Here is a 20929-nt window from a genome sequence, read left to right as displayed (position 1 = left end):
GAAGGAAGAGACCGATGCGAAAGTTCCGGGCCGCCCTGTGCGCGGCCGCCGCGCTGGCCGTGACGCTCAGCGCGTGCAGCACCCCGACCGGCGACACCACCGCACCGCCCAAGGACGTCGGGGCCGCGGCCCCGGCCGCCGCCACCGACGCGAACATCGACCGCGACGCCGTCATCAGCTACAGCGAGACCGAGCCGGCGAACCCGCTCGTGCCCGGCAACACCACCGAGGTCGGCGGGATCAGCGTGCTGGGCACGCTCTTCCGCGGCCTGATCGAGTACGACGCCAAGACCGCCGAGCCGCGCAACGCCGTCGCGGACTCGATCACCACGACCGACTCGAAGGTCTGGACCATCAAGCTCAAGCCGGGCTGGAAGTTCCACGACGGGACGCCGGTGACTGCGAAGAGCTTCGTCGACGCGTGGAACTACACCGCCTACTCCCCCAACCTGATGGCCGGGGCGAGCTATTTCTCGCACGTCGTGGGCTTCGCGGACGTCAACAACGCGACCGCCGACGGCAAGCAGCCGGCGAACCTGCCCGCGGCCAAGGAGCTGTCCGGCCTGAAGCTGGTCGACGACAGCACCTTCTCCGTGACGCTCGACGCGCCGTTCTCGGAGTTCGGCGTCCAGCTCGGCTACGCCGCGTTCTTCCCGATGCCGGCGAGCTTCTTCGCCGACCGCAAGGCCTTCGAGGCGCACCCGGTCGGCAACGGCCCGTTCAAGTTCGACTCCTACACCCCGGGCAAGGACCTCGTCGTCAAGCGGTTCGACGGCTTCTCGGGCTCGCAGAAGCCGAACATCGGCGGCATCGACTTCCGCTTCTACACCGACCTGGACAAGGCCTACGCCGACGTCATCGCGAACAAGCTCGACTTCCTGTCGTTCACGCCGTGGACGTCGACCCAGGGCGGCAAGATCAAGAAGGACCTGCCCGAGGACCGGCGCAAGACCTACACCTACCTCGGTTACCAGGCGATCGCGTTCCCGCTGTTCGACAAGCGCTACGACAGCCCGCAGTTCCGCCAGGCGATCTCCATGGCGATCGACCGGAAGGCCCTGATCCAGCAGGTGTTCAACGGCGGCCGCACGCCGGCCGACGGCCTGGTCGCCCCGAACGTGCAGGGCCACCTGGACAACCAGTGCGGCGAGCTGTGCACCTACGAGCCGCAGAAGGCCAAGCAGCTGTTCGACGCCTCGGGCTTCCAGGGTGACATCGAGCTGACGTCCAACATCGACTCCGGCAACCAGGAGTGGATGGAGGTCATCTGCAAGCAGATCCAGGCTTCGCTGGGCCGCACCTGCAAGTTCACCCCGCAGACCACGCTCGGCGACTTCCGCAAGAAGCTCAACGACCGCAGCGTCACCGGCATCTACCGCTCGGCGTGGGTCGCGGACTACCCGTCGATCGAGAACTTCCTCAACCCGCTGTTCCGCACCGGCGCGGCTTCCAACGTCGGCCAGTACTCCAACCCGAAGGTCGACGACCTGCTCAAGCAGGCCGACGCCGCCCCGTCGCAGAAGCAGGGCCAGGCCCTGTACCAGCAGGCGGAAAAGCTGGTGCTGCAGGACATGCCGACCATCCCGATCTGGTGGCAGTCCGGCACCGCGGCCTGGGCGTCCCGCCTGCACAACGTCCAGCCGACCCAGTTCCGCGAGCTCGACCTGTTCAGCGTCACCGTCAGCAAGTAACACCTGTGCGGCGCGCTGGAACCCCGGCGCGCCGCACCCCGAACCGAAAGAGGTACCGACGTGACCGTCCACGAGGTGGATGTCCTGATGATCGGCGCGGGGCCGGCGAACCTCGCCCTGGCCGTGGCGCTCGAGGAGAGCGGGAACACCGAGCTGGCCCGCGGCTCGATGATCCTGGAGCAGTACGAAGACGTCGTGTGGCAGCGCAACCTGCTGCTGCCCTGGGCCCGCAGCCAGGTGTCCTATGTGAAGGACCTGGTGACCCTGCGGAACCCGCGCAGCCGCTTCTCGTTCCTGAACTTCATGCACGAGCGCGGTGAGCTCGACGAGTTCGTCAACCTCGGCACCTTCAACCCGTTCCGTTGGCAGGTCTCGGCCTACCAGCAGTGGGTGGCCGACTCCCTCGAGCACGTCCGGATCCGCTACAACGCCCGTGCCGAGCGGATCCTGCCGATCCACTCCGAGGACGGCTCGGTGCTCGGCTTCACCGTCCCGCTGTCCGACGGCGACACCGTGCTCTGCCGCGACCTCGTGGTCGGCGGCGGCCGCGACGCCCACGTGCCGGACGTCTTCAAGCACCTGCCCGCCGAGCGGGTCGTGCACAGCACGCAGTACAGCAGCCGCGTCGAAACCACCGTCGGGCTGGCCCGGGAGGGCAAGCCGCTGCGCCCGGTCGTCGTCGGCGGCGCGCAGAGCGCGGCCGAGATGTTCATGGCGCTGCACCAGCACGCGCCGGGCTCGTCGCCCACCATGCTGCTGCGCTCGATCGCGCTGAAGGACTACCAGACCAGCAAGTTCGTCAACGAGCTGTTCTACCCGTCCTTCGTGGACGAGTTCTACCGGATGTCGGACGGGGTCCGGGCGAAGGTGCTCGAGGAGATGCACCTGACGAACTACGCCGGCCTGGCCGCCCCGTTCCTCGAGGAGCTGTACACGATGATCTACCGCCAGAAGATGCTCGGCGAGCCCGTCTCGACCATCCGCGGCCTGACCGAGGTCACCGGCGCGTGGACCGAGCACCGCCCCGGCGGCGGCGAGGAGGTCGTGCTGGAGGTCCACGACCTCAAGACCGGCGGAAAGGAGCAGTTCCACTGCGACGCGGTGTTCCTCGGCACCGGCTTCGACCCGCGGATGCCGGCGATGGTCCGCGACCTGGCCGACGCGATCGGCCTGCCCGAGGTGACGGTCAACCGGCAGTACCGCGCGGACCTCGGCGACGACGCCCGCGGCGCGCTGTACCTGCAGGGGGTCAACGAGGCGACGCACGGCATCTCCGACTCGCTGATCAGCGTGCTGGCCCAGCGTTCGGGCGACATCTCCGGCGACATCTTCGACCGGCGGGGCGCCCGGCCCGCGGCCGCGCCGGGCTCGAACGACCAGTCCGTGGTGGTGGCGGCATGATCGACGTCCGTCCGCTGGACCGCGCGCGGCTGGAACGCGCCTACGGCCTCGACGGGCAGCGGCTGCTGCCCTGGCCCGAGCTCAACGCCCCCTTCGAAGGAGCCTGGTGCGTCCTGCGCGCCGGCACCGAGTCCGACCCGCACGCCCACCACGAGTACGAGATCTTCATCGCGATCAGCGGTTCGGCCGAGCTGGTCGTCGACGACGAGCGGCGCTCCTTCGCCGCCGGCGACGTCGTCCGGCTGCCGCCGGGTTCGACGCACCGCGTCGTCAACGCCGGGGACGCGGACTTCGAGTACTTCGGCGTCTGGTGGGATCCCGAGATGTCGGCCCGGTTCGTGGCCCGGCACGAAGCGAGCGCGCCATGAGCACCCGGACCGTGATCATCTCCCCGGCGCCGACCGCGAACGGGGACCTGCACCTCGGGCACATCGCCGGGCCGTTCCTGGCCGCGGACGTGCACACCCGCTACGCGCGGGCCCAGGGCCGGGAAGTGCTGCTGGGCACCGGGTTCCAGGACACCTCGACGTTCGTCGTCACCACCGCGCACCGCCGCGGCGTGACTCCGGCGGAGCTGGTGGCGAACTCGGCGGCGCAGATCGAGGCCAGCCTGGCCGCGCTGGGCATCGGCGTCGACGGCTACACCGGCGACGACGACCGGTTCACCAAGTGGGTCGTCGACTTCATCGGCCGGCTGTACTCGGCGGGCAAGCTCGAGCTGCGCACGATGAAGTTCCCGTTCTCGACGCGGACCGGGCAGTTCCTCGTCGACGGGTTCGCCTCCGGCAACTGTCCGGAGTGCCTGTCCGAAGGCTGCGCGGGGCTCTGCGAGAGCTGCGGGCAGCTGGTGGCGGCGGGCGAGCTCATCGACGTCCGGTCCACTTTGGACCCCGACGACGTCGTGGAGCTGCGGGAGGCCGACGTGCTCGTGCTCCCGGTCGAGCGTTACCGGGAGCAGCTGCGGGCGCACTTCGCGGCGCACGCCGACGGGATCCGGCCGCACATGGCCCAGGCGCTGGCCGCGATGCTGGCGCGGCCGCTGCCGGACTTCCCGGTCACCTACCCGATCTCGTGGGGCATCGGCGTGCCCTTCCCCGAGGTCTCCGGGCAGGTCGTCAACCCCAACGCCGAGCCGATGGCGTGGAGCATGCACGCTTCGGCGCTGGCGGCGGAGGCCCGCGGGGTCGCGGAAGGCACCGAGGACGCGCTCTGGCTCGCCGGCGCGGGTTCGGAGATCGTGTACTTCCTCGGGTTCGACAACATCTACCCGTTCGCGATCGCCGGGCCGGCGATGCTGCTCGCGCTCGGCGGGGTGTACCAGCTCCCGACCCGGTACCTGACCAACGAGTTCTACGAGCTGGACTACCGGAAGTTCTCGACCAGCCGCGGGCACGTGATCTGGAGCCGGGAGCTGGCCGAGGAGGTGCCGCGCGACCTGATCCGGTTCCACCTGGCCGCGACCAGCCCCGAGCACCAGCGGACCAGCTTCAGCCGGGACGCGCTCACGCAGGTCACCGAGACCCGGCTGGTCGGCCCCTGGAACCGGGTGGCGGACAAGGTGAACCGCTGGGTCGGGCTCGGCCCGCTGCCGGTGTCGGACCGCGCCGTCCGGGCCGCGGCCCGGATGGGCGAGCGGTTCGCGGCCTCCTACGAGCTGGCCGGGTTCAGCCTGAACCGGGCGGCGGAGGCCATCACCGAGCAGCTGGCGCGGCTGGACGGGCACGAGGTGACCGGCGCCGACGCCGGGGACTTCTGCTTCGAGATCGACCGGCTGCTGCGCGCGGCGGCGCCGGTGCTGATCGACCTGGCGGCGCAGGTCTTCGGGCCCGACGCGGGTCCGGCGCCGGCCGCCACCGGGTCGGTCACGCCGGTGGCCCTGCCCCGCCTGAGCCCGGCGCGGGCCGCGCGATGAGCGCGGGCACCCGGCAGGACGGCCTGCGGGTCGTGGTGGTCGGCGGCGGCATCACCGGGCTGCTCACCGCGATCGGCTGCGTGCGGGCCGGGCACCGCGTCGTGCTGCTGGAGCGGGGCCCGGTCCCGCACCCGGGCGCGACGTCGTTCGACCAGCACCGGGCGTTGCGCGCGCTGGTCGCCGGCGACCCGGAGGCCACCCGCCGGAGCGCGGACCTGCACCGCCGGTGGCGGGCGCTGGACGCGCTGCTGTGCGACCACCTGCCGGGTGCCTGCCTCTACCGCCGCGTCGGCGTGCTGACCGCGTTGCCCGCCGGCGAGGTGGCCGGAGCCGTCGCGACGGCCGAAGCCGCCGGGGTGCCGGTCCGGGTCGCCGACCCGGCGAGCCTGCCGCTGATCGGGTTCCCGGCGGGATCCGGCGCGGTGCTCGAGCCGCACGCCGGCACCCTGCTGGCCGACCGCGTGCTGCACGCGGCCGCCCGCTGGCTGCGCCACCACCCCCTGGCCGAGCTGCGGCCCGGCCGGGAGGCGGTGGACGTCGACGCCGGCAGCGGGCGGGTCCACCTGGCCGACGGCACCACCGAGCACGGCGACGTCGTGCTCGTCGCCGCCGGGCCGTGGTCGTCGGCGCTGGTCGACCGGCCGGTCACCGTGCACCGCCAGACGATGGTGTACCTGCGCCCGCCGGCCGAGCTCGCCCGCGCGTGGGCGGCGACGCCGACGGCGGGCGGCATCGGCGCCGACGGCCGGGCCTGGCTGCTGCCGTCGGTGGCGGGCACCCTGCTCAAGATCAGCACCGACGCGGCGCGCCGCGAGGTCGCCGGTCTGTCCACATCGGACGACGGCACGAACTGGGCCGGGCGTGTGCTCGCAGCCGGCATCGTGTCCGAAGTGGACACCTACGCCGTCGACCGCGTCAAACACTGCCACTACACCACCACCGACGGCGGCGAAACCGGCTTCGTCCGCGTCGGGCCCGCCGTCTGGGCCCGCGCGGCCAGTGGCGGCGACGGCTTCCGCACCGCTCCCCTGGCGGCCGACGCCGTTGTCGCCGAACTGGCCCGCCACACCGTCCGAGCCGCGGCCTGACCGCGAACCACCCATCCGACCGGAGGACGACCTTCATGACCACGAACGCCCCGGGGGCGCTGCTCGTCATCGGCAGCGGCCTGAAGCTCTACCGCGAGTACATCGTCCGCACCGTCTCCGCCCGCGCCCGCGAGGCCGGCCTGAAACTGGTGCTGGTCAACAACCTCAAGCCCACCTGGCAGCACGAGTACTTCGACGACATCACCGTCGTCAACGTCTTCGACCACACGCTGCTCGCCGAGACCGCCCGCGAGCTGGCCGGCCGCTACGCCGTCACCGGCGTGCTGTGCTGGGACGAGCCGCTCGTGATGCCCGCGGCCGAGCTGGCCGCCGAGTTCGGCGTCCCCGGCCTGAGCATCCCCGGCGTGCACGGCTGCCGCGACAAGCACAGCTGCCGCACCCGGCTCACCGCGGCCGGCCTGCCGCAGCCGGGCTTCGAGCTGGTCCCGGACCTCGAAGGGGCGAAGGCGGCCGCCGCGCGCATCGGCTATCCGGTGATCGTCAAGCCGCGCGCGCTGGGCGCCAGCATGGGTGTCTCCCTGGCCGCCGACGAAGAAGAGCTCGTCTCCGCCTACCGCGTCGCCCACGAGGCCAGCCTGGTCGGCGACGAGCCGTACCGCGGTGGCGCGCTCATCGAGGGGTTCGCCGACGGTCCCGAGATCAGCATCGACGGCGCCGTCTACAAGGGTGAGTACCTGCCGATGTTCCTGGCCCGCAAGAGCACCGGCATGCCGCCGTTCTTCGAGGAGACCGGCCACGTCGTCGACTCCGCCGACCCGCTGCTGCGCGACGAGGCCCTGCTGGACGTGCTGACCCGCGCCCACCACGTGCTGGGCATCGAGAACGGCATCACCCACACCGAGGTCCGGCTGACCGCGAAGGGCCCGGTCATCATCGAGGTCAACGGCCGCCTCGGCGGGGACCTGATCCCGTTCCTCGGCAAGACGGCGACCGGCATCGACCCCGGCGGGGTGCTGTTCGACGTCGCCACCGGGCAGCGTCCCGACGTCGCGCACACCCGCGGCGGCACCGCCGGCATCCGCTTCGGCTACCCCGGACACGACTGCATCCTGCACTCGGTCAAGGTCCCCGAGGAGGCGCCCGGACTGGTGCTCGCGTCGCCGATGGCCGAGCCGGGCACCACGCTGCGGCTGCCGCCGGGCGGCTACATCGCCCGGCACTCCCTGGTCGTCTGCGAGGGCTCCGGCCCGGACGAGGTCTCGCGGCGGCTGGCGCACGCGGCGTCGCTCGTCGAGATCGACACCGAAGAGATCGAGCCGCCGCCCGCCGGCACCACGCTGGAGATGCCGGCCGGACTCCTGGACGTGGACGAATGACCATCGACTACGACGGCCGCCGGTTCCGCAAGCTCGGCGGCGGGGACGGCACCTGCGCGGAGTACCACCAGCGTGGCGACCTCGTCTGGGCCGTGTTCGAAGGCGGCCGCGTCCGCCGCGGCACGATCACCGGCACCTGCGACGCGGCCGGCGTGCTGCGCCTGGCCTACACGATGGTGCTCGACAGCGGCGAGGTGATCGCCGGGCACAGCACCAACAGCCCGCAGCGGCACGGCGGCACCCTGGTGCTGCGCGAGGTCTGGGAACGCTACGGCGAGCACGCCGAAACCGGCGTCTCCTTCCTCGAGGAGATTCCCGCCGCGGTCCCGGTCGGAGCGGCGTCGTGACCGCGTGGTCTTCGCTGGCCGGCCGGGTGGACGGCGACCTGCGGCTCCCCGGCGAGCCGGGCTTCGACGAAGCCACCGCGCCGGAGAACCGGCGGTTCGCCGCCACCCGCCCGGCGGCGGTCCTCTCGGTGGCCCACTCCGGCGACGTCGCGAAGGCGATCGAGTGGGCGCGCACCGAGTCGGTGCCGCTGGTCGTCCGCGGTGGCGGGCACAGCTACGCCGGCCACTCGACCGGCACCGGCCTGGTGCTGGACCTGCGGCGGCTGGCCGGCATCCGGATCGACTGCGACACCGGGCGTGTCACGGTCGGCGGGGCGACACCGATGGCCGCGCTCTACGCCGGGTTGCGGCCGTGGGACCTGACCTTCCCGCTCGGCAACTCCGACACCGTCGGCATCGGCGGCCTGACCCTCGGCGGCGGGGTCACGACGATCTCCCGCGCGTTCGGCCTCACCTGCGACGCGCTGGTGTCGACCGAGGTCGTGCTGGCTGACGGCCGGACCGTGACGGCGTCGGCGACCGAGCACCCGGACCTGTTCTGGGCGTGCCGCGGCGGCGGGGGTGGCAACTTCGGCGTGAACACGAGCTTCACGTTCCAGGCGCGGCCGGCACCCACCGGCTCGACGTGCCTGCTGCTCTGGTCGTGGCCGCACGCGGTCGAGGTGCTGGCCACGATGCAGGAGATCATGCTGACCGCGCCGGACCGGTTCTCCGCCCGGATCGGCATCGCCCGCTCGGCGGGCGACGACGGCGTGGTTTCCGTGGTGGGCCACCACCTCGGCCCGGCCGAGGAACTGCGTGAGCTGCTCGCGCCGGTCTTCGCCGTCGCGGTCCCCGACCGCGCCGACATCGAGGACCGGGACTTCTGGGAAGCCGCGCGGTACCTGCACCACGGCAGTGAAGGCGGGGCGTTCGCCGCCCGCACGCGGTGCACGCCGCACGCGATCGGCGACACCGGGCTGGCGGCGCTCGTGCGCGCCGTCGACAAGTGGCCGGGCAGCGGCAACCCCGACGGCGCCGGGGCCGCGCTGTTCGCGTGGGGCGGGGCGATCAACCGCGTCCTCGTCACGGAAACGGCGTTCCCGCACCGGGACACGAAGTTCCTGCTCAGCCTCGACACGTCGTGGACCGAGCAGGACCCGGCCACGACCGTCCGGGCGAACCTGGACTGGCTGCACGCCCTGCACGCCGAGGCCGGGGAGTTCGCGCCCGACGCCTCGTACGTCAACTTCACCGATCCGGACCTCGAGGACTGGCCGCGGGCCTACTACGGGCCCAACGCCGGCCGGCTCGCCGAGGTCAAGCGCACGTACGACCCCGACCGGTTCTTCCGCTTCCCGCAAGCCCTGTGACCCCACCGGCCGGCCCGCGTCCCGCGCGGGCCGGCCCCCGACCCAGGAGCAGCCGAATGCCGCCCGACCTCCGCGGTGCCATGCGCGCGTTCGCCACCGGGGTGTGCGTCGCGAGCACGTACCGCGACACCCCCGACGGCCGCCACCACGACGCCGTGACCGTCAACTCGCTCAGTTCGATCTCCCTCGACCCGCCGTTGATCTCCCTGTGCTTCCGCAAGGGTTCGGCGTTCCTCACCGACCTGCTGGCCGGCGGCCGGTGGGTGGTGTCGATCCTGCCCGCCGACGCGCGTGAGCTCGCCGGCCGCTTCGCCGGACCCCGCGAACGGCGGGCCGAGCACCTCACCACACTCGCCGCCCGGCCCGGCGCGCACACCGGCGCGCTGGTGCTCGACGGCGCGTCCTGGCTCGAATGCGTGCTCCAGGAGCGGTTCGACCTCGGCGACCACACTCTGGTCGTCGGAAACGTCCTGGCCACCGGACACGATCGAAGGACGCCGGCCCTGGTGTTCGTGCACGGCGAGTACCACGCCGTGAGCCGGCCGCCGGCCGCGACGCTCGATCTGTCGGGGCCGGGGCACTGGGGTGAGGCGGTGTAAATTCGGGCCGGACAAAGGGGGATCCTTGACGAGCAGCGAAGACAGCGCGATGCGGTGGAGCGGCCAGCGCACCGACCGCGTCGACGACGGCACCCTGCCGGGGCTGGCGCGGATGAGCGGGTTCGTCCGCAGCGTCCGGACCCCGGACTTCCGCGGGGTGACGTTCCACGAGGTGCTGGCGAAGAGCGCGCTCAACCACGTGCCCGCGGACGCGCGGATGCTGCCCGGCGAGTACACGATCAACCCGTACCGCGGCTGCACGCACGCGTGCCAGTACTGCTTCGCGCGTCCCACCCACACCCGGCTCGGGCTGAACGCCGCCGGCGACTTCGACAACGAGATCATCGTCAAGACGAACATCGTCGAAGTGCTGCGCAACGAGCTGGCGCGCAAGCGGAAGCTGCCGCCGCGGGTGGCGTTCGGCACGAACACCGACGTGTACCAGCGGGCCGAGGGCCGCTACGAGCTGATGCCGGGCATCATCGACGCGCTGGCGGGCCACCGGGTGCCGTTCTCGATCCTGACGAAGGGCACGACGATCCGCCGTGACCTCGACCGCCTGGTCAAGGCGAGCCGCGCGACGACGGTGCACCTCGGGCTGTCGATCTCGATCATGGACGAAGAGCTGCAGCAGTCGGTGGAGTTCGGCACGGCGACGACGACCGCGCGCCTGGCCACGGTCCGCGCGATCCGCGACGCGGGCCTGGACTGCACGGTGTTCCTGTCGCCGATCCTCCCCCGGCTCACCGACTCCCCGGAGCAGCTGGAGGAGCTGGTGTCGGCGGTGGCCACCGCGGGCGCGACGACGGTGCTGTTCCACCCGCTGTACCTGTCGTCCGGGGTGAAGGACGTGTTCTTCTCCTGGCTGCGGCGCAACCATCCGCACCTGGTGCCGGACTACACGACGCTGTATTCGTCGGGGTCGGAGACGCTGCGCCCGTACCGCCGCGAGGTGAGCGAGCGGATCCGGGCGATCATCGCGCGGTACGGGCTCCCCGACCCGGACGAGTCGATCGAGGACAAGTTCGCGCTGAACGGGCGGCGGAACCAGCCGGAGGCGGAGCCACAGCAGGCGACGTTGTTCTGAGCCGGCCACCGAATTCACGGCGGGCGTGCAACGCTCCGCCGGTGCGCTCTCGTATGTCCCTGCGAGAGGGGTGGTCGTGGCCGATCGAGGGGAATTCAGCCGGGTCGCGCGGGAACGCGCGGCGATCTGGCGGCGTGAGGCGTTCCTGATGTGCGGGGACTGGGCCTTGGCCGAGGATCTGGTCCAGACGGCCCTGCTGCGGCTCTACACCCGCTGGCAACGCATCGACCCGGCCGGCGTCGACGCCTACGCCCGCCGCGTGATCTCCCGGCTGGCGATCGACGAGGCCCGCCGCCCGTACCGGCGCGCGGAGCTGCGTCACGAGCTCCCGGACACGCCCGTCGCGGGTGCGGAGCCGGCGGACGCGCTCGACGTCCGGGCCGCGCTGCAGCGTGTGCCGCCACGGCAGCGAGCCGTCTTGGTGCTGCGGTACTTCAGCGATCTCACCAGCATCGAAGTCGCGAAGGTGCTGCGCATCTCCGAGGGCACCGCGCGGTCGCAGGCCGCCCGCGGCCTCACCACGCTCCGCCGTCTGCTCGGCGAAACCACCGCGGTGACCGAGAGGAGCAGCTGATGACGGACGCCAAGGACCTGCTGGTCCGCGCCCTCGGCGACGGCGAGCCGCCGCTGCGCCTCGACTTCGACGCGCTCGAGGCGCGTGGCCGGGCCCGCCGTCGCGCACACGGCCGGCTCGGCGCGGCCGCGGTGGTGGCCGGGGTCGCCGTCGTCTCCGGCGCGGCGATGCTGGTGTCCGCGCCTCGGGAGGCCGCACCGGGCAGCCTCGTCGCCCCCACCGAGCGGGAGATCGGCTACTGCTACCGCACCGCGGACATCGGCAGCACGGCGCCGGACCAGCACGTCGCGATCGGCGTCGGCGGCCGCGCCGGCCGGGTCGACGTCACTGGCGAAATCATGCAGATCTGCGGTGACCGCCGGCCGTCGGACGGCGAACCGCTCGTCGCCTGTGTGCTGACGCCGGAAGCGGCCGGCGTGGTGGCGGGAGCGGTCGGGGTCTTCCCGGGCGACCCGGGCACCTGCGCCCGGCTCGGACTGCCCGCGGCCCGGTTGTAAACCCGTCGAGGTTGCCGGCGACCAGGCCACGTCACCTTCGGCCTCGTCCGGCTGCCCCCGAACCAGCCGGATACGGTGGGCCGGGAACTTTCGGGCGGCGGAGGGCGGCGGTGTGGCGGGCAAGCGCGACCTGATCCTGCGGGCCGCGGCCGGCCTCGTCGCCCGCAGCGGGGTCCGCGGGCTGCGCGTCGAGGAGGTCGCGGCCGAAGCCGGGACGTCCACGGGCCTCATCTACTACCACTTCAAGGACCGCGCCGGGCTGCTGAGCGCGACCCTGGACCACGTCAACGACCGCGCCGCGCGGTACACCACCGCGGCGCTGCCGGCCGGCGGGGACGCGCGGGCGCTGCTGGAGCAGCGGCTCCTGCTGGAGCTGCAGGACGTCGACGAGGTCCGCGAGAACAGCATCGCCTGGGGTGAGCTGCGCGCCAGCGCCGTGTTCGAGACCGAGCTGCGCGAGCGCCTCGACGAGGCCACCCGGATCTGGGTGGCCGAGATCGCCGAGCTGGTCGCCGCCGCGGGCCCTGCCGCCGAGCCGGACGACGTCGCCGAGCGGCTGACCGCGCTGGTCGAAGGCCTGTCGGAGCGGTGGCTGTCGGGGACGCTCACCGTGGACCGGGCCCGCGGCCTGCTGCTCGGCGCGGTCGCGGCCGAGCTCGGCTCCTGACGTCTGCGTGTCATCCAAGTCACCCGAAGCGCGACTCGATTTGACTGAATTTTCAGTCAGTGTCAGGCTGGGGTGACCGACCCCGGCCGCACAGGAGCACCCACCCCATGCCCTCCGCACCCTTCTCCCGCCGCAGCGCCCTCACCACGGCGCTCGGCCTCGGCGCCGCGCTCGGGATCTCGGCGTGCAGCTCCCCCGGCTCGGCCGCCGCGCCCGAGAGCAGCAGCGCCCCCGCCCCGGACGGCCGGGTCTTCGGCGCCGAGTGGGAAAAGCACGCCCGGACAGTGATGGCGTGGCCGACCTCCGACGGGATCTGGGGCCCCGACCTGCCCGCGGTCCAGGCGGACATCGTGCGGCTGGCGCGGGCCATCGCCGGGTTCGAGCACGTGGTCCTGCTGGCCGGGTCCGGCGACCGGGACCGCGCGCGGCAGGCCGCAGGCACCGGCGTCGAGACGGTCGACATCCCCGCCGACGACCTGTGGGCCCGCGACACGGCCCCGGTTTTCGTGCGGGACAACGGAAAACTGACCGGCGTCGACTTCAACTTCAACGGCTGGGGCGGGAAACAGCGGCACACCCAGGACGCCCGGGTGGCCCGCGCGGTGCTGGAGACCGCCGGGCTCCCGCGCGTCACAGCGCCACTGGTCGCCGAAGGCGGCGCGCTGGAGACCGACGGCGAAGGCACCCTGCTGGTCACCGAAAGCTCGATCGTGAACGACAACCGCAACCCCGGCAAAAGCCGGCAGCAGATCGAAGACGAGCTCAAGCAGACCCTCGGCGTCACGAAGGTCGTCTGGCTCGCGGGTGTGAAGGGGCAGGACATCACCGACGCCCACGTCGACTGCCTGGTCCGCTACACCGCGCCCGGCGTTGTGCTGCTGGACAAGGCTTTCCCGGGCACCCCGCCGGACGTCTGGTCACGCTCGGCCGAGCAGGCCCGTGCCGTCCTCGCCGGCGCCACCGACGCCGCCGGGCGGCCGTTCCGGATCGTCGACCTGCCCCAGCCCGATCCCGACCGGATCACCGGCGAGGGTGACGCGTTCGTGTCGTCCTACGCGAACTTCTACGTCGCCAACGGCGCCGTGTTCCTGCCGGAGTTCGGGGACGCGGCGGCCGACGCGCGCGCCCAGGACATCCTGGGTGAGCAGTTCCCGGGCCGCGAGGTGGTTCCGGTGCGGATCGACGCCATCGCCGCCGGGGGCGGCGGGATCCATTGCTCGACCCACGACGTGCCCGCGTAGGCGTCAGCCGACCAGGCGCGGGAACAGGTCGCGCACGCGCTGCCGCAGGTCGCCGAGGGCCGTTTCGGCGCCCGCGAGGTGGTGCTGCAGGGCCTGCTGGAACAGGCCGTCGAACAACGCGTACGCCTCGGCCGGGCCGCAGTTCGGCTCGGCGCCGGTGAGGTCGGCGTACGCGCGGACGTTGCGCCAGATCATGTCCCGCAGGCTCTCGTCGATCTCGGCGACGTCGTCGCGGAAGGCCGCCTCGAACAGCGACTGCGTGCGCAGGTCGTACCAGAGCCGGTGCATCAGGGGCGCGTCGCCGAGGGTGGCGGCCAGCCCGTCCGCGCAGGCGGCGGCGAGCCCGGCCGGCGTGGCCGCTTCGGCGACGCCGCCTTCGTAGCGCGTCACGCAGGACGCCTTGTACCGCCGCACGCAGTAGGTGATCAGCTCGACCTTGTCGGCGAAGTAGTAGTGCAGCAGCCCGTGCGAGAACTTCGTGTGCTCGGCGATGGTGCGCAGGCTGGTGCGGGCGTAGCCGAGGTCGGCCAACGCCAGCAGCGCCGCGTCGGCGAGCTCGCGGCGGCGCTCCTCGAACTTGTCGGCCCGGCTCCGGTGCCTGACGGCGGCTGCGCTGGTCACGGGCCCGAAGATACCATCGAGCCACTCTCTGACCAATCGTCCAAGAAAATCTTGACATTCGTCCAAACGGCGGCCAAGGTCGTGTCCAGCGACCGACGGAGCTCGGGAGGGACGACGATGTCTCTGTACTTCTACCTGGAAAAAGGCGCCTCCCTGGACCCGGACGCGCCCTGCCTGACCCTCGACGGGGTGTCCCGGACCTACGGCCAAGTGGTCGAACTCGCCCAGGCCGTCGCCCGCGCCCTGCGCCGGTCCGGCGTGCGGCCCGGGGACAAGGTCGGCATCCTCTCGGCCAACGACCCGACGGCGTTCACGTGCGTCTTCGGCGTCGCCCGGGCCGGCGCGGTGTGGTGCCCGATCAACCCGCGCAACGCCGCCGGCGAGAACGCCGAGCTGCTGGACCTGTTCGACTGCGCCACGCTGATCTTCCAGCCCGGCTTCGAGGACCTCGTCCGCCAGATCGCCCCGAAGCTCCCCAAGCTGACCACGCTCGTCCGGCTCGGTGACGGCGACGACTTCGCCCCCGGCTTCGACACGTGGCTCGGCGCCGCGAAAGACGATCCCTCGGCCGAAGCGGACCAGCCCGACGGCGTGGTCGCCCTCGTCGGGACCGGCGGCACCACCGGGCGCCCCAAGGGCGTCATGCTCACCGACCGCAACCTCGAAGTGATGTCGGCGATCACGCTGATGAGCTACCCCTTCGACGGGCGCCCGGTGTACCTCGCCCTGGCACCGCTGACCCACGCGGCGGGTGTGCTCTGCTTCCCGGTCCTCGCCCGCGGCGGCGAGATCGTGATCATGCCGAAGCCCGACGTCGGACGGTTCCTGGAGCTGATCGAGCGCCACGGCGTCACGCACACGTTCCTGCCGCCGACGCTGATCTACATGGTGCTCGGCCACGAGGCGCTCGCCACGACGGACCTCTCGTCGCTGCAGTGCTTCTGGTACGGCGCGGCGCCGATGTCGACCGCCCGGCTGACCGAGGCTCTCGACCGCATCGGGCCGATGGCGCAGCTGTTCGGCCAGTCCGAGGCGCCGATGATGATCTCGACGATGTCCCCCGCCGAGCATCGCCGTCCCGACGGGACCGTCCACACGGGACGGCTGTCGTCCGCCGGCCGGCCGTCGCCGCTGGTCACCGTGGCGATCCTCGACGACGAGGGCCGGCCCGTGCCCCGCGGCGAACGCGGCGAGATCTGCGTGCGCGGCTCCCTGGTGATGGCCGGCTACTACCGCAACCCCGAGGCGACGGCGGAGGCGTCGACCCACGGCTGGCACCACACCGGCGACATCGGTTTCCTCGACGACGAGGGCTTCCTCCACATCGTCGACCGCGCCAAGGACATGGTCATCACCGGCGGCTTCAACGTCTACTCCGCCGAAGTCGAGCAGGCGGTGATGGCCCACGACGCCGTCCGCGACTGCGCCGTGATCGGCCTGCCCGACGACAAGTGGGGCGAACGTGTCACCGCCGTCGTCCAGCTCCAGCCCGGCCGCGAGCTGGACACGGGCGAGCTGATCGCGTTCGTCAAGGACCGCATCGGCAGCGTCAAGGCGCCGAAGCAGATCGAGATCTGGCCGGAGCTGCCGCGCTCCACCGTCGGCAAGGTCCTCAAAGCCGACATCCGTTCCACCTTCACGCAGAACAGCAAGGAGGCTGTCCGACCATGAAACTCGCGCTCTACCTGCCGAACTTCCGGGACAAGGTGACCGTCCGGGAACTCGAAGACCTCACCGCCCTCGCGGAAGACCTCGACTTCGACTCCGTCTGGACGCTCGACCGGATCATCGTGCCGGAGTCCTCGGACCGCGGGGAGATGCAGTACCCCTTCGGGATGCTGGACGAAATGGGCAAGCAGCTCCCGGTGAGCTCGCGGGGCGAGTTCCTGCAGGGCATGCCGCTGCTCCCCTGGCTCGCCGCGAAGACCTCGAAGGTCCGGATCGGCATGAGCATCATCGACACGCCGTACCGGTCCCCCGGTGTGCTCGCCGCGGAGCTGGCCACCATCGACCACCTCTCGGGCGGGCGGCTCAACGTCGCCGTCGGCTCCGGCTGGATGCCCGAGGAGTTCGCCGCCGCCAGCGCCGCGCACATCTTCCCCAAGCGGCACAAGCACGTCCGCGAAACCCTGGAGATCATGCAGGGCATCTGGACGAACGAGGTCTTCGAGTACCACGGCGAGTTCGCCGACTTCGAGTCGGCCGGCTTCGGGGCCAAGCCGGTGCAGAAGCCGCACCCGCCGATCTTCTTCAGCGGCCTCAAGGACCCGAAGCGCTCGGCCGCCCGCATCGCCAAGTACGGCCTTTCCGGCTGGATCGGGATCCAGGACTCGCCCGAGGACATCCGGCGGTGGCGCACCGAGATCCAGCGCGAGCTCGACGCGCTCGACACCCCGCGGTCGGTCGACGACCTCGAGATCTCCAGCATGATCTGGTTCGTCATCACCGACGGCGACATGGACCAGACCCCCCGGGGCAAGGGCACCAACCTGCTCGTGGGGTCGGCGGCGCAGATCACCGACCAGCTCAAGCGCTACCAGGACGCCGGGCTCACGATGCCCTTCCTGTGGCCGCCGTTCCAGGACGTGCCGGTGGCCAAGACGCTCGACGACCTGAAGCGCCTCAAGGAAGAAATCCTGCCCAAGATCGAAGCGATGTGAAGGGAAAGACCATGTCCGAACTCGAGGGAAAGCGCGTCTTCGTCACCGGGTCGGGCGCCGGCATCGGCAAGGCGATCGCGAAGCTGTTCATCGAACGCGGCGCCCAGGTCGTGGTCAGCGACCTCAACGCCCTCTCGGCCAAGCAGGCGGCCGAGGAGATCGGCGCGGCCGGCGTCGCCAACTGCGACGTCACCGACGAAACCCAGGTCCAGACCGCGATCCAGCAGGCGGTCGAGATCCTCGGCGGCCTCGACGTCCTGGTCAACAACGCCGGCATCGAGGTGTCGTCGCCGCTGCTGCAGCAGTCCACGGAGAGTTTCGACAAGATCTTCGCGGTCAACGTGCGCGGCACGTTCGTCGCGATGAAGGCGGCGACCCCGCACCTGGTCGAGTCGAAGGGCAACATCGTCAACATCTCCTCGATCGCCGGCGTCGGCGGCAGCCCGCTGCTCGGCTCCTACTGCGCGACGAAGGCGGCGGTCATCCAGCTGACCCGCGTCGCCGCGGTGGAGATGCGCCCGGCCGGCATCCGCGTCAACGCGGTCTGCCCGGGCTTCGCCGACACGGCCATGGTCGAGCGGCTGGTCCCCGACTTCGAGGCGGCAACCCAGGTCCCGTTCGGCGACCTCGTCGCGGCAAAGCAGGGCCGGCTCGGCACCCCGCAGGACATCGCGGAGGTGGCGGCGTTCCTGGCGTCCGACCGCGCGAGCTGGGTGACCGGCAGCCACTACGTCCTCGACGGCGGGCTGACCGCGTCGCTCGTGTGAGACGCCGGTCGGCGGGTCTGCTCCGGGCGGCCCGCCGGCCGGTCACTCGAAGAACTTGAGGCTCCAGCCGGTGTCGGTGGTCGCGCCCGGGACGTTGGCGCGGCGGTAGGTGGTCGAGCCCCACCAGCAGAAGGTTCCGGTGTACCAGTACCGGTTCGCCCACGAGTAGGGCGTCCCCTTGGCGACGGCGTGGAACATCAGCGGGAACTTCGGCCCGGCGGGCGGGCTGGTCGCGATGTCGCCGTTGAGCAGGACGAAGCTGTGGCTGCCCGGCCCGTCGACGTACAGCGTCGGGTCCCAGCCGGCCATCATCGTTTCGCGGTGGGAGCCGAAGAGACAGCCGTTCGACTTGTACCAGTCCCAGACGTAGGTCGGGTCACCGCCGGCGCGCAGGCGGACCTCGGCGATGCAGTACTGGTCGCTCCAGCTGCCGTTGGCCGAGTAGGCGATGTGCAGCTGCCCGTTGGGGTCCTTGATCGGCACGGGCGCTTCGTTGATGTAAGGGTTGCCGACGACGCGTTCCCAGCTCTCCCGCGGCTGCGAGATGATGTACCGCGCGCCGGTCGGCGTCGTCGGGGTGCTCATCCTGGCGATGTAGAGGTTCTGTTCGACGTTGGTGTCCCCGGCCCAGCCCGACCAGACGAACCAGCGTTGCCCGTTGAAGGTGAACTGCGTGCCGTCGATGGCCCACTTCCCGTCGGGCAGCGCCAGCTGGGTCTCGCCGGTGTAGCCGCTGTCGGCGGTGGCGGAGCTGATCACGTACATCCGGTGCGCCGCCCCGGTTCCGGCCGAGAAGTAGACGTAGAACCGGCCCCCGTCGGTGACGATCTCCGGCGCCCACACCTCCCCGAGCCCCCGGCTGTCACTCCAGATCCGCCGCGCGGGCGCGCCGGCGAGCCCATCGGTGGAAGCGGCCTGCCGCACGACGATCCCGCCCCCGGCGGACTGCACGGCGACATAGGTGGACCCGACCCGGAGCACACCCGGATCGGCGGCCCGCAAGGAGGTCTGCCCCGCCACGGCGGCCGGCGCGCCACCGAGAGCCACGGCGAGGAGCAGAACGAGAGCGGCGACGCATCGGGAGAGCTTCATGACCACATCCCTTGCTCGGTCGTGGTCCCGGCGAAGCGGGCCCTCCCGGAAGGATCACCCGAGGACGCGGGATCCGGTAGCGCGCGGGGGACTTGCTCGATCCAGCTCGGGCGGAATTGGTCTGAACCGGTGAGCGTCGGGTGGAGTTCAAGCGAGGTCGTCCGCCGGAACCGGCAGCAGCGCCAGCTCCGCCCACTCCTCCCCCGGCATCCTCGTCATCAGCACCCGAGGCGTCTCGGCCAACGCGGCCGGCCACTCACGCTGGATCTTCGGGATCAGCGGCGACTTCAAATGCCGCTCGACCCCCTCTTCCCGATGCCCCTCCAGCAGAAAGAACACCCCGGGCTCGTCCACACTGCGCGCCCACCAGAACCAGAGATTGGTGTCCTCCGAACGCGTGGCCCGGGTGAACTCCTCCACCAGCCCGAGCCAGCGATCCGCCCACTCTTCGCGCACCGTGAACCGGATCACGACGACCTGCATCAGCGGGCACTCCGTTCGCGCACCGGCGCCGTCCACCGGCTGAGGACCGCCGCCCAGTCGCCGGACTCGGCGTTGCCGGCCCAGGCGATGTAGCCGTCCGGGCGGACCAGCAGGCCCGGGCCGTCGTCGGTGCGGTGGACCACCGGGACCAGCGCCCGCACCGGCCCGGCGTCCCGCTCCGCCACGAGCACGAACCCGCCGTGCCGCAACGCTTCGGCCAGCCGTCCGGACCGCAACGGGATCTCGCGCGCGGGCCGGCCGACCAGCCGGTGCGAGGACGGCGGGCGCCGGTAGCGGATGCCGGTTCCGGTGAACATGCCCGCGGCCTTGCCGGAGACCCGGCCGTTGCGCAGCAGCACGCCGAGGACGTGGTTGCGCAGCAGCCGGGCCGGCCACGAGCGCACCGTCATCAGGCGGATCGTCGCGCCGCTCGTGCGCAGCACCAGCTTGCCGACCGGGTGCCGCTCCTCCTGATAGGTGTCGAGGATCGCGGGGTCGGCGCCACCGAGGACGGCGGCCAGCTTCCAGCCGAGGTTGAGCGCGTCCTGGATGCCGGTGTTCATGCCCTGCCCGCCCGCGGGCGAATGGACGTGCGCGGCGTCGCCCGCGAAGAACACCCGGCCCGCGCGGTAGGCGCCCACCTGACGCTCGTCGCTGCGGAACCGGGAGATCCAGCGGGTCTCCCCCATGCCGAAGTCGGTGCCCATGGTCCGCCGCAGGATGTCGCGCACCACGGCCGGCTCCGGGCGGAACGCCGGGTCGCCTTCGTGGCGCCGGTCCCAGGCGATCACGCGGAACCACCCGTCGCCGAACGGCGCGACAAACGCGAAGCTGTCCTTGACGGCGTCCACCGTGACGACGTCGCCGGGCGGGTCGGCGAGCCGCGTGTCGGCGAGCATGATCGAGTCCAGCAGCACCTTGCCGGGGAACGCCGTGCCGGTCAGCCGCCGGACGGTGCTGTGCGCGCCGTCGGCCGCGACGACGTAGGACGCCTTCAGCGCCGGTTTCCCGGCGGAGCCGAGGTGCACCAGAACCCCGTCGTCCCGCTGGTCCAGCCGCGTGAGCTCGGCTCCGCGCACGATCCGCGCGCCCAGCTCCCGGGCGCGCTCCTCCAGCAGGCTGTCGACGTTGCGCTGCGGGGTGACCAGCAGGAACGGGAAGCGGGACGGCAACCGCGTGAGGTCGAGCCCCGCGCTCTTCCACAAGCTCAGGCTGCCCGCCTTGGCGCCCGTCGCGACGAGCGCGTCGGCGAGGCCACGGCTGTCCAGGACCTCCAGCGTCCGGGCGTGGGTCCCGAACGCCCGGCTGAGCGGCGACGCCTCCACGTGCTTCTCGACGACCACGACCGACCGGCCGGCCAGCGCCAGCTCCCCGGCGAGCAGGCAGCCCGCCGGGCCGGCCCCGACCACCACGACATCCACGGTCTCCACCGGAACCTCCTAAGTCAACAGCGGGTGACTTAGACGGTAGCGGGCGCCCCGAAGTCAAGTCAACCGTCGGTGACTTATGCTGG

The 20929-nt window shown here is 71.9% G+C and carries 21 protein-coding genes; 17 read left to right on the top strand and 4 right to left on the bottom strand.

Features of this window, described 5'->3' with window-relative positions; all coding sequences use genetic code 11:
- Positions 1 to 14 precede the first annotated feature (14 nt).
- From ACZ63J_RS00705 to ACZ63J_RS00640, 14 genes are all read left to right on the top strand, one after another.
- Positions 15 to 1691, top strand: a complete 1677-nt coding sequence (locus tag ACZ63J_RS00705; RefSeq protein ID WP_465340090.1) for a peptide ABC transporter substrate-binding protein — start codon at positions 15 to 17, stop codon at positions 1689 to 1691.
- A gap of 60 nt (positions 1692 to 1751) precedes the next feature.
- Entirely contained in the window at positions 1752 to 3092 is a 1341-nt protein-coding gene (locus tag ACZ63J_RS00700) for a SidA/IucD/PvdA family monooxygenase (RefSeq protein WP_465400576.1), read from the top strand.
- Complete coding sequence (locus ACZ63J_RS00695; RefSeq protein ID WP_465340088.1) at positions 3089 to 3460, top strand: cupin domain-containing protein; 372 nt, start codon at positions 3089 to 3091, stop codon at positions 3458 to 3460. The genes ACZ63J_RS00700 and ACZ63J_RS00695 overlap by 4 nt, the downstream gene beginning before the upstream one ends.
- Positions 3457 to 5004 (top strand): class I tRNA ligase family protein, encoded by a 1548-nt coding sequence (locus ACZ63J_RS00690; protein ID WP_465400577.1) that lies wholly within the window; start codon positions 3457 to 3459, stop codon positions 5002 to 5004. The genes ACZ63J_RS00695 and ACZ63J_RS00690 overlap by 4 nt, the downstream gene beginning before the upstream one ends.
- Entirely contained in the window at positions 5001 to 6092 is a 1092-nt protein-coding gene (locus ACZ63J_RS00685) for an NAD(P)/FAD-dependent oxidoreductase (RefSeq protein ID WP_465400578.1), read from the top strand. The genes ACZ63J_RS00690 and ACZ63J_RS00685 overlap by 4 nt, the downstream gene beginning before the upstream one ends.
- Before the next feature lie 35 nt (positions 6093 to 6127).
- Positions 6128 to 7429, top strand: a complete 1302-nt coding sequence (locus ACZ63J_RS00680) for an ATP-grasp domain-containing protein (RefSeq protein WP_465400579.1) — start codon at positions 6128 to 6130, stop codon at positions 7427 to 7429.
- A complete protein-coding gene (locus ACZ63J_RS00675; protein WP_465400580.1) occupies positions 7426 to 7776 on the top strand; it encodes an avidin-fold protein in 351 nt (116 codons plus the stop codon). Before ACZ63J_RS00680 ends, ACZ63J_RS00675 begins: the two co-directional genes overlap by 4 nt.
- A complete protein-coding gene (locus ACZ63J_RS00670) occupies positions 7773 to 9128 on the top strand; it encodes an FAD-binding oxidoreductase (RefSeq protein ID WP_465400581.1) in 1356 nt (451 codons plus the stop codon). Before ACZ63J_RS00675 ends, ACZ63J_RS00670 begins: the two co-directional genes overlap by 4 nt.
- 56 nt (positions 9129 to 9184) lie before the next feature.
- Positions 9185 to 9727: a flavin reductase family protein gene (locus ACZ63J_RS00665; RefSeq protein ID WP_465400582.1), complete on the top strand. Its 543-nt coding sequence runs from the start codon at positions 9185 to 9187 to the stop codon at positions 9725 to 9727.
- Between the two features lie 25 nt (positions 9728 to 9752).
- Entirely contained in the window at positions 9753 to 10814 is a 1062-nt protein-coding gene (locus ACZ63J_RS00660; RefSeq protein WP_465400583.1) for a radical SAM protein, read from the top strand.
- A gap of 76 nt (positions 10815 to 10890) precedes the next feature.
- Complete coding sequence (locus ACZ63J_RS00655; protein ID WP_465400584.1) at positions 10891 to 11388, top strand: sigma-70 family RNA polymerase sigma factor; 498 nt, start codon at positions 10891 to 10893, stop codon at positions 11386 to 11388.
- Positions 11388 to 11885, top strand: a complete 498-nt coding sequence (locus tag ACZ63J_RS00650) for a hypothetical protein (protein WP_465400585.1) — start codon at positions 11388 to 11390, stop codon at positions 11883 to 11885. Before ACZ63J_RS00655 ends, ACZ63J_RS00650 begins: the two co-directional genes overlap by 1 nt.
- 112 nt (positions 11886 to 11997) lie before the next feature.
- Complete coding sequence (locus ACZ63J_RS00645) at positions 11998 to 12552, top strand: TetR/AcrR family transcriptional regulator (protein WP_465400586.1); 555 nt, start codon at positions 11998 to 12000, stop codon at positions 12550 to 12552.
- Between the two features lie 107 nt (positions 12553 to 12659).
- A complete protein-coding gene (locus ACZ63J_RS00640; protein ID WP_465400587.1) occupies positions 12660 to 13793 on the top strand; it encodes an agmatine deiminase family protein in 1134 nt (377 codons plus the stop codon).
- A gap of 3 nt (positions 13794 to 13796) precedes the next feature.
- Here the strand turns inward: ACZ63J_RS00640 and ACZ63J_RS00635 are convergent, their stop codons facing one another.
- Complete coding sequence (locus ACZ63J_RS00635) at positions 13797 to 14414, bottom strand: TetR family transcriptional regulator (RefSeq protein WP_465313432.1); 618 nt, start codon at positions 14412 to 14414, stop codon at positions 13797 to 13799.
- 117 nt (positions 14415 to 14531) lie between these two features.
- Here ACZ63J_RS00635 and ACZ63J_RS00630 point away from each other — a divergent pair, with 117 nt between their 5' ends.
- From ACZ63J_RS00630 to ACZ63J_RS00620, 3 genes are read left to right on the top strand one after another with little or no spacing between them, the layout of a single operon-like run.
- Positions 14532 to 16085: an acyl-CoA synthetase gene (locus ACZ63J_RS00630; RefSeq protein ID WP_465400588.1), complete on the top strand. Its 1554-nt coding sequence runs from the start codon at positions 14532 to 14534 to the stop codon at positions 16083 to 16085.
- Positions 16082 to 17074 carry an LLM class flavin-dependent oxidoreductase gene (locus ACZ63J_RS00625; RefSeq protein WP_465400589.1) on the top strand — a complete coding sequence of 331 codons (993 nt, stop codon included), beginning with the start codon at positions 16082 to 16084 and terminating at the stop codon, positions 17072 to 17074. The genes ACZ63J_RS00630 and ACZ63J_RS00625 overlap by 4 nt, the downstream gene beginning before the upstream one ends.
- Before the next feature lie 11 nt (positions 17075 to 17085).
- Positions 17086 to 17841 carry an SDR family NAD(P)-dependent oxidoreductase gene (locus ACZ63J_RS00620; protein ID WP_465400590.1) on the top strand — a complete coding sequence of 252 codons (756 nt, stop codon included), beginning with the start codon at positions 17086 to 17088 and terminating at the stop codon, positions 17839 to 17841.
- A gap of 42 nt (positions 17842 to 17883) precedes the next feature.
- On the opposite strand, the gene ACZ63J_RS00615 is transcribed toward ACZ63J_RS00620, so the two are convergent.
- The 3 genes from ACZ63J_RS00615 to ACZ63J_RS00605 form a co-directional block, all read right to left on the bottom strand.
- Positions 17884 to 18933: a glycoside hydrolase family 43 protein gene (locus ACZ63J_RS00615; RefSeq protein WP_465400591.1), complete on the bottom strand. Its 1050-nt coding sequence runs from the start codon at positions 18931 to 18933 to the stop codon at positions 17884 to 17886.
- 147 nt (positions 18934 to 19080) lie between these two features.
- Positions 19081 to 19416, bottom strand: coding sequence for a putative quinol monooxygenase (locus ACZ63J_RS00610; protein ID WP_465340070.1), 336 nt, complete (start codon positions 19414 to 19416; stop codon positions 19081 to 19083).
- A complete protein-coding gene (locus ACZ63J_RS00605; protein WP_465400592.1) occupies positions 19416 to 20846 on the bottom strand; it encodes an FAD-dependent monooxygenase in 1431 nt (476 codons plus the stop codon). The genes ACZ63J_RS00610 and ACZ63J_RS00605 overlap by 1 nt, the downstream gene beginning before the upstream one ends.
- Positions 20847 to 20929 lie beyond the last annotated feature (83 nt).

Source organism: Amycolatopsis sp. NPDC104863 (assembly GCF_055582965.1).
Note: the sequence above shows the minus strand (reverse complement) of the source record. Positions and strands in the feature narration are given on the sequence as shown.

Coding starts and splice junctions, on each gene's coding strand:
- ACZ63J_RS00705 (WP_465340090.1), top strand. CDS start 15: ATGCGAAAGTTCCGGGCCGCCCTGTGCGCGGCCGCCGCGCTGGCCGTG.
- ACZ63J_RS00695 (WP_465340088.1), top strand. CDS start 3,089: ATGATCGACGTCCGTCCGCTGGACCGCGCGCGGCTGGAACGCGCCTAC.
- ACZ63J_RS00690 (WP_465400577.1), top strand. CDS start 3,457: ATGAGCACCCGGACCGTGATCATCTCCCCGGCGCCGACCGCGAACGGG.
- ACZ63J_RS00685 (WP_465400578.1), top strand. CDS start 5,001: ATGAGCGCGGGCACCCGGCAGGACGGCCTGCGGGTCGTGGTGGTCGGC.
- ACZ63J_RS00680 (WP_465400579.1), top strand. CDS start 6,128: ATGACCACGAACGCCCCGGGGGCGCTGCTCGTCATCGGCAGCGGCCTG.
- ACZ63J_RS00675 (WP_465400580.1), top strand. CDS start 7,426: ATGACCATCGACTACGACGGCCGCCGGTTCCGCAAGCTCGGCGGCGGG.
- ACZ63J_RS00665 (WP_465400582.1), top strand. CDS start 9,185: ATGCCGCCCGACCTCCGCGGTGCCATGCGCGCGTTCGCCACCGGGGTG.
- ACZ63J_RS00650 (WP_465400585.1), top strand. CDS start 11,388: ATGACGGACGCCAAGGACCTGCTGGTCCGCGCCCTCGGCGACGGCGAG.
- ACZ63J_RS00640 (WP_465400587.1), top strand. CDS start 12,660: ATGCCCTCCGCACCCTTCTCCCGCCGCAGCGCCCTCACCACGGCGCTC.
- ACZ63J_RS00630 (WP_465400588.1), top strand. CDS start 14,532: ATGTCTCTGTACTTCTACCTGGAAAAAGGCGCCTCCCTGGACCCGGAC.
- ACZ63J_RS00625 (WP_465400589.1), top strand. CDS start 16,082: ATGAAACTCGCGCTCTACCTGCCGAACTTCCGGGACAAGGTGACCGTC.
- ACZ63J_RS00620 (WP_465400590.1), top strand. CDS start 17,086: ATGTCCGAACTCGAGGGAAAGCGCGTCTTCGTCACCGGGTCGGGCGCC.
- ACZ63J_RS00615 (WP_465400591.1), bottom strand. CDS start 18,933: ATGAAGCTCTCCCGATGCGTCGCCGCTCTCGTTCTGCTCCTCGCCGTG.
- ACZ63J_RS00610 (WP_465340070.1), bottom strand. CDS start 19,416: ATGCAGGTCGTCGTGATCCGGTTCACGGTGCGCGAAGAGTGGGCGGAT.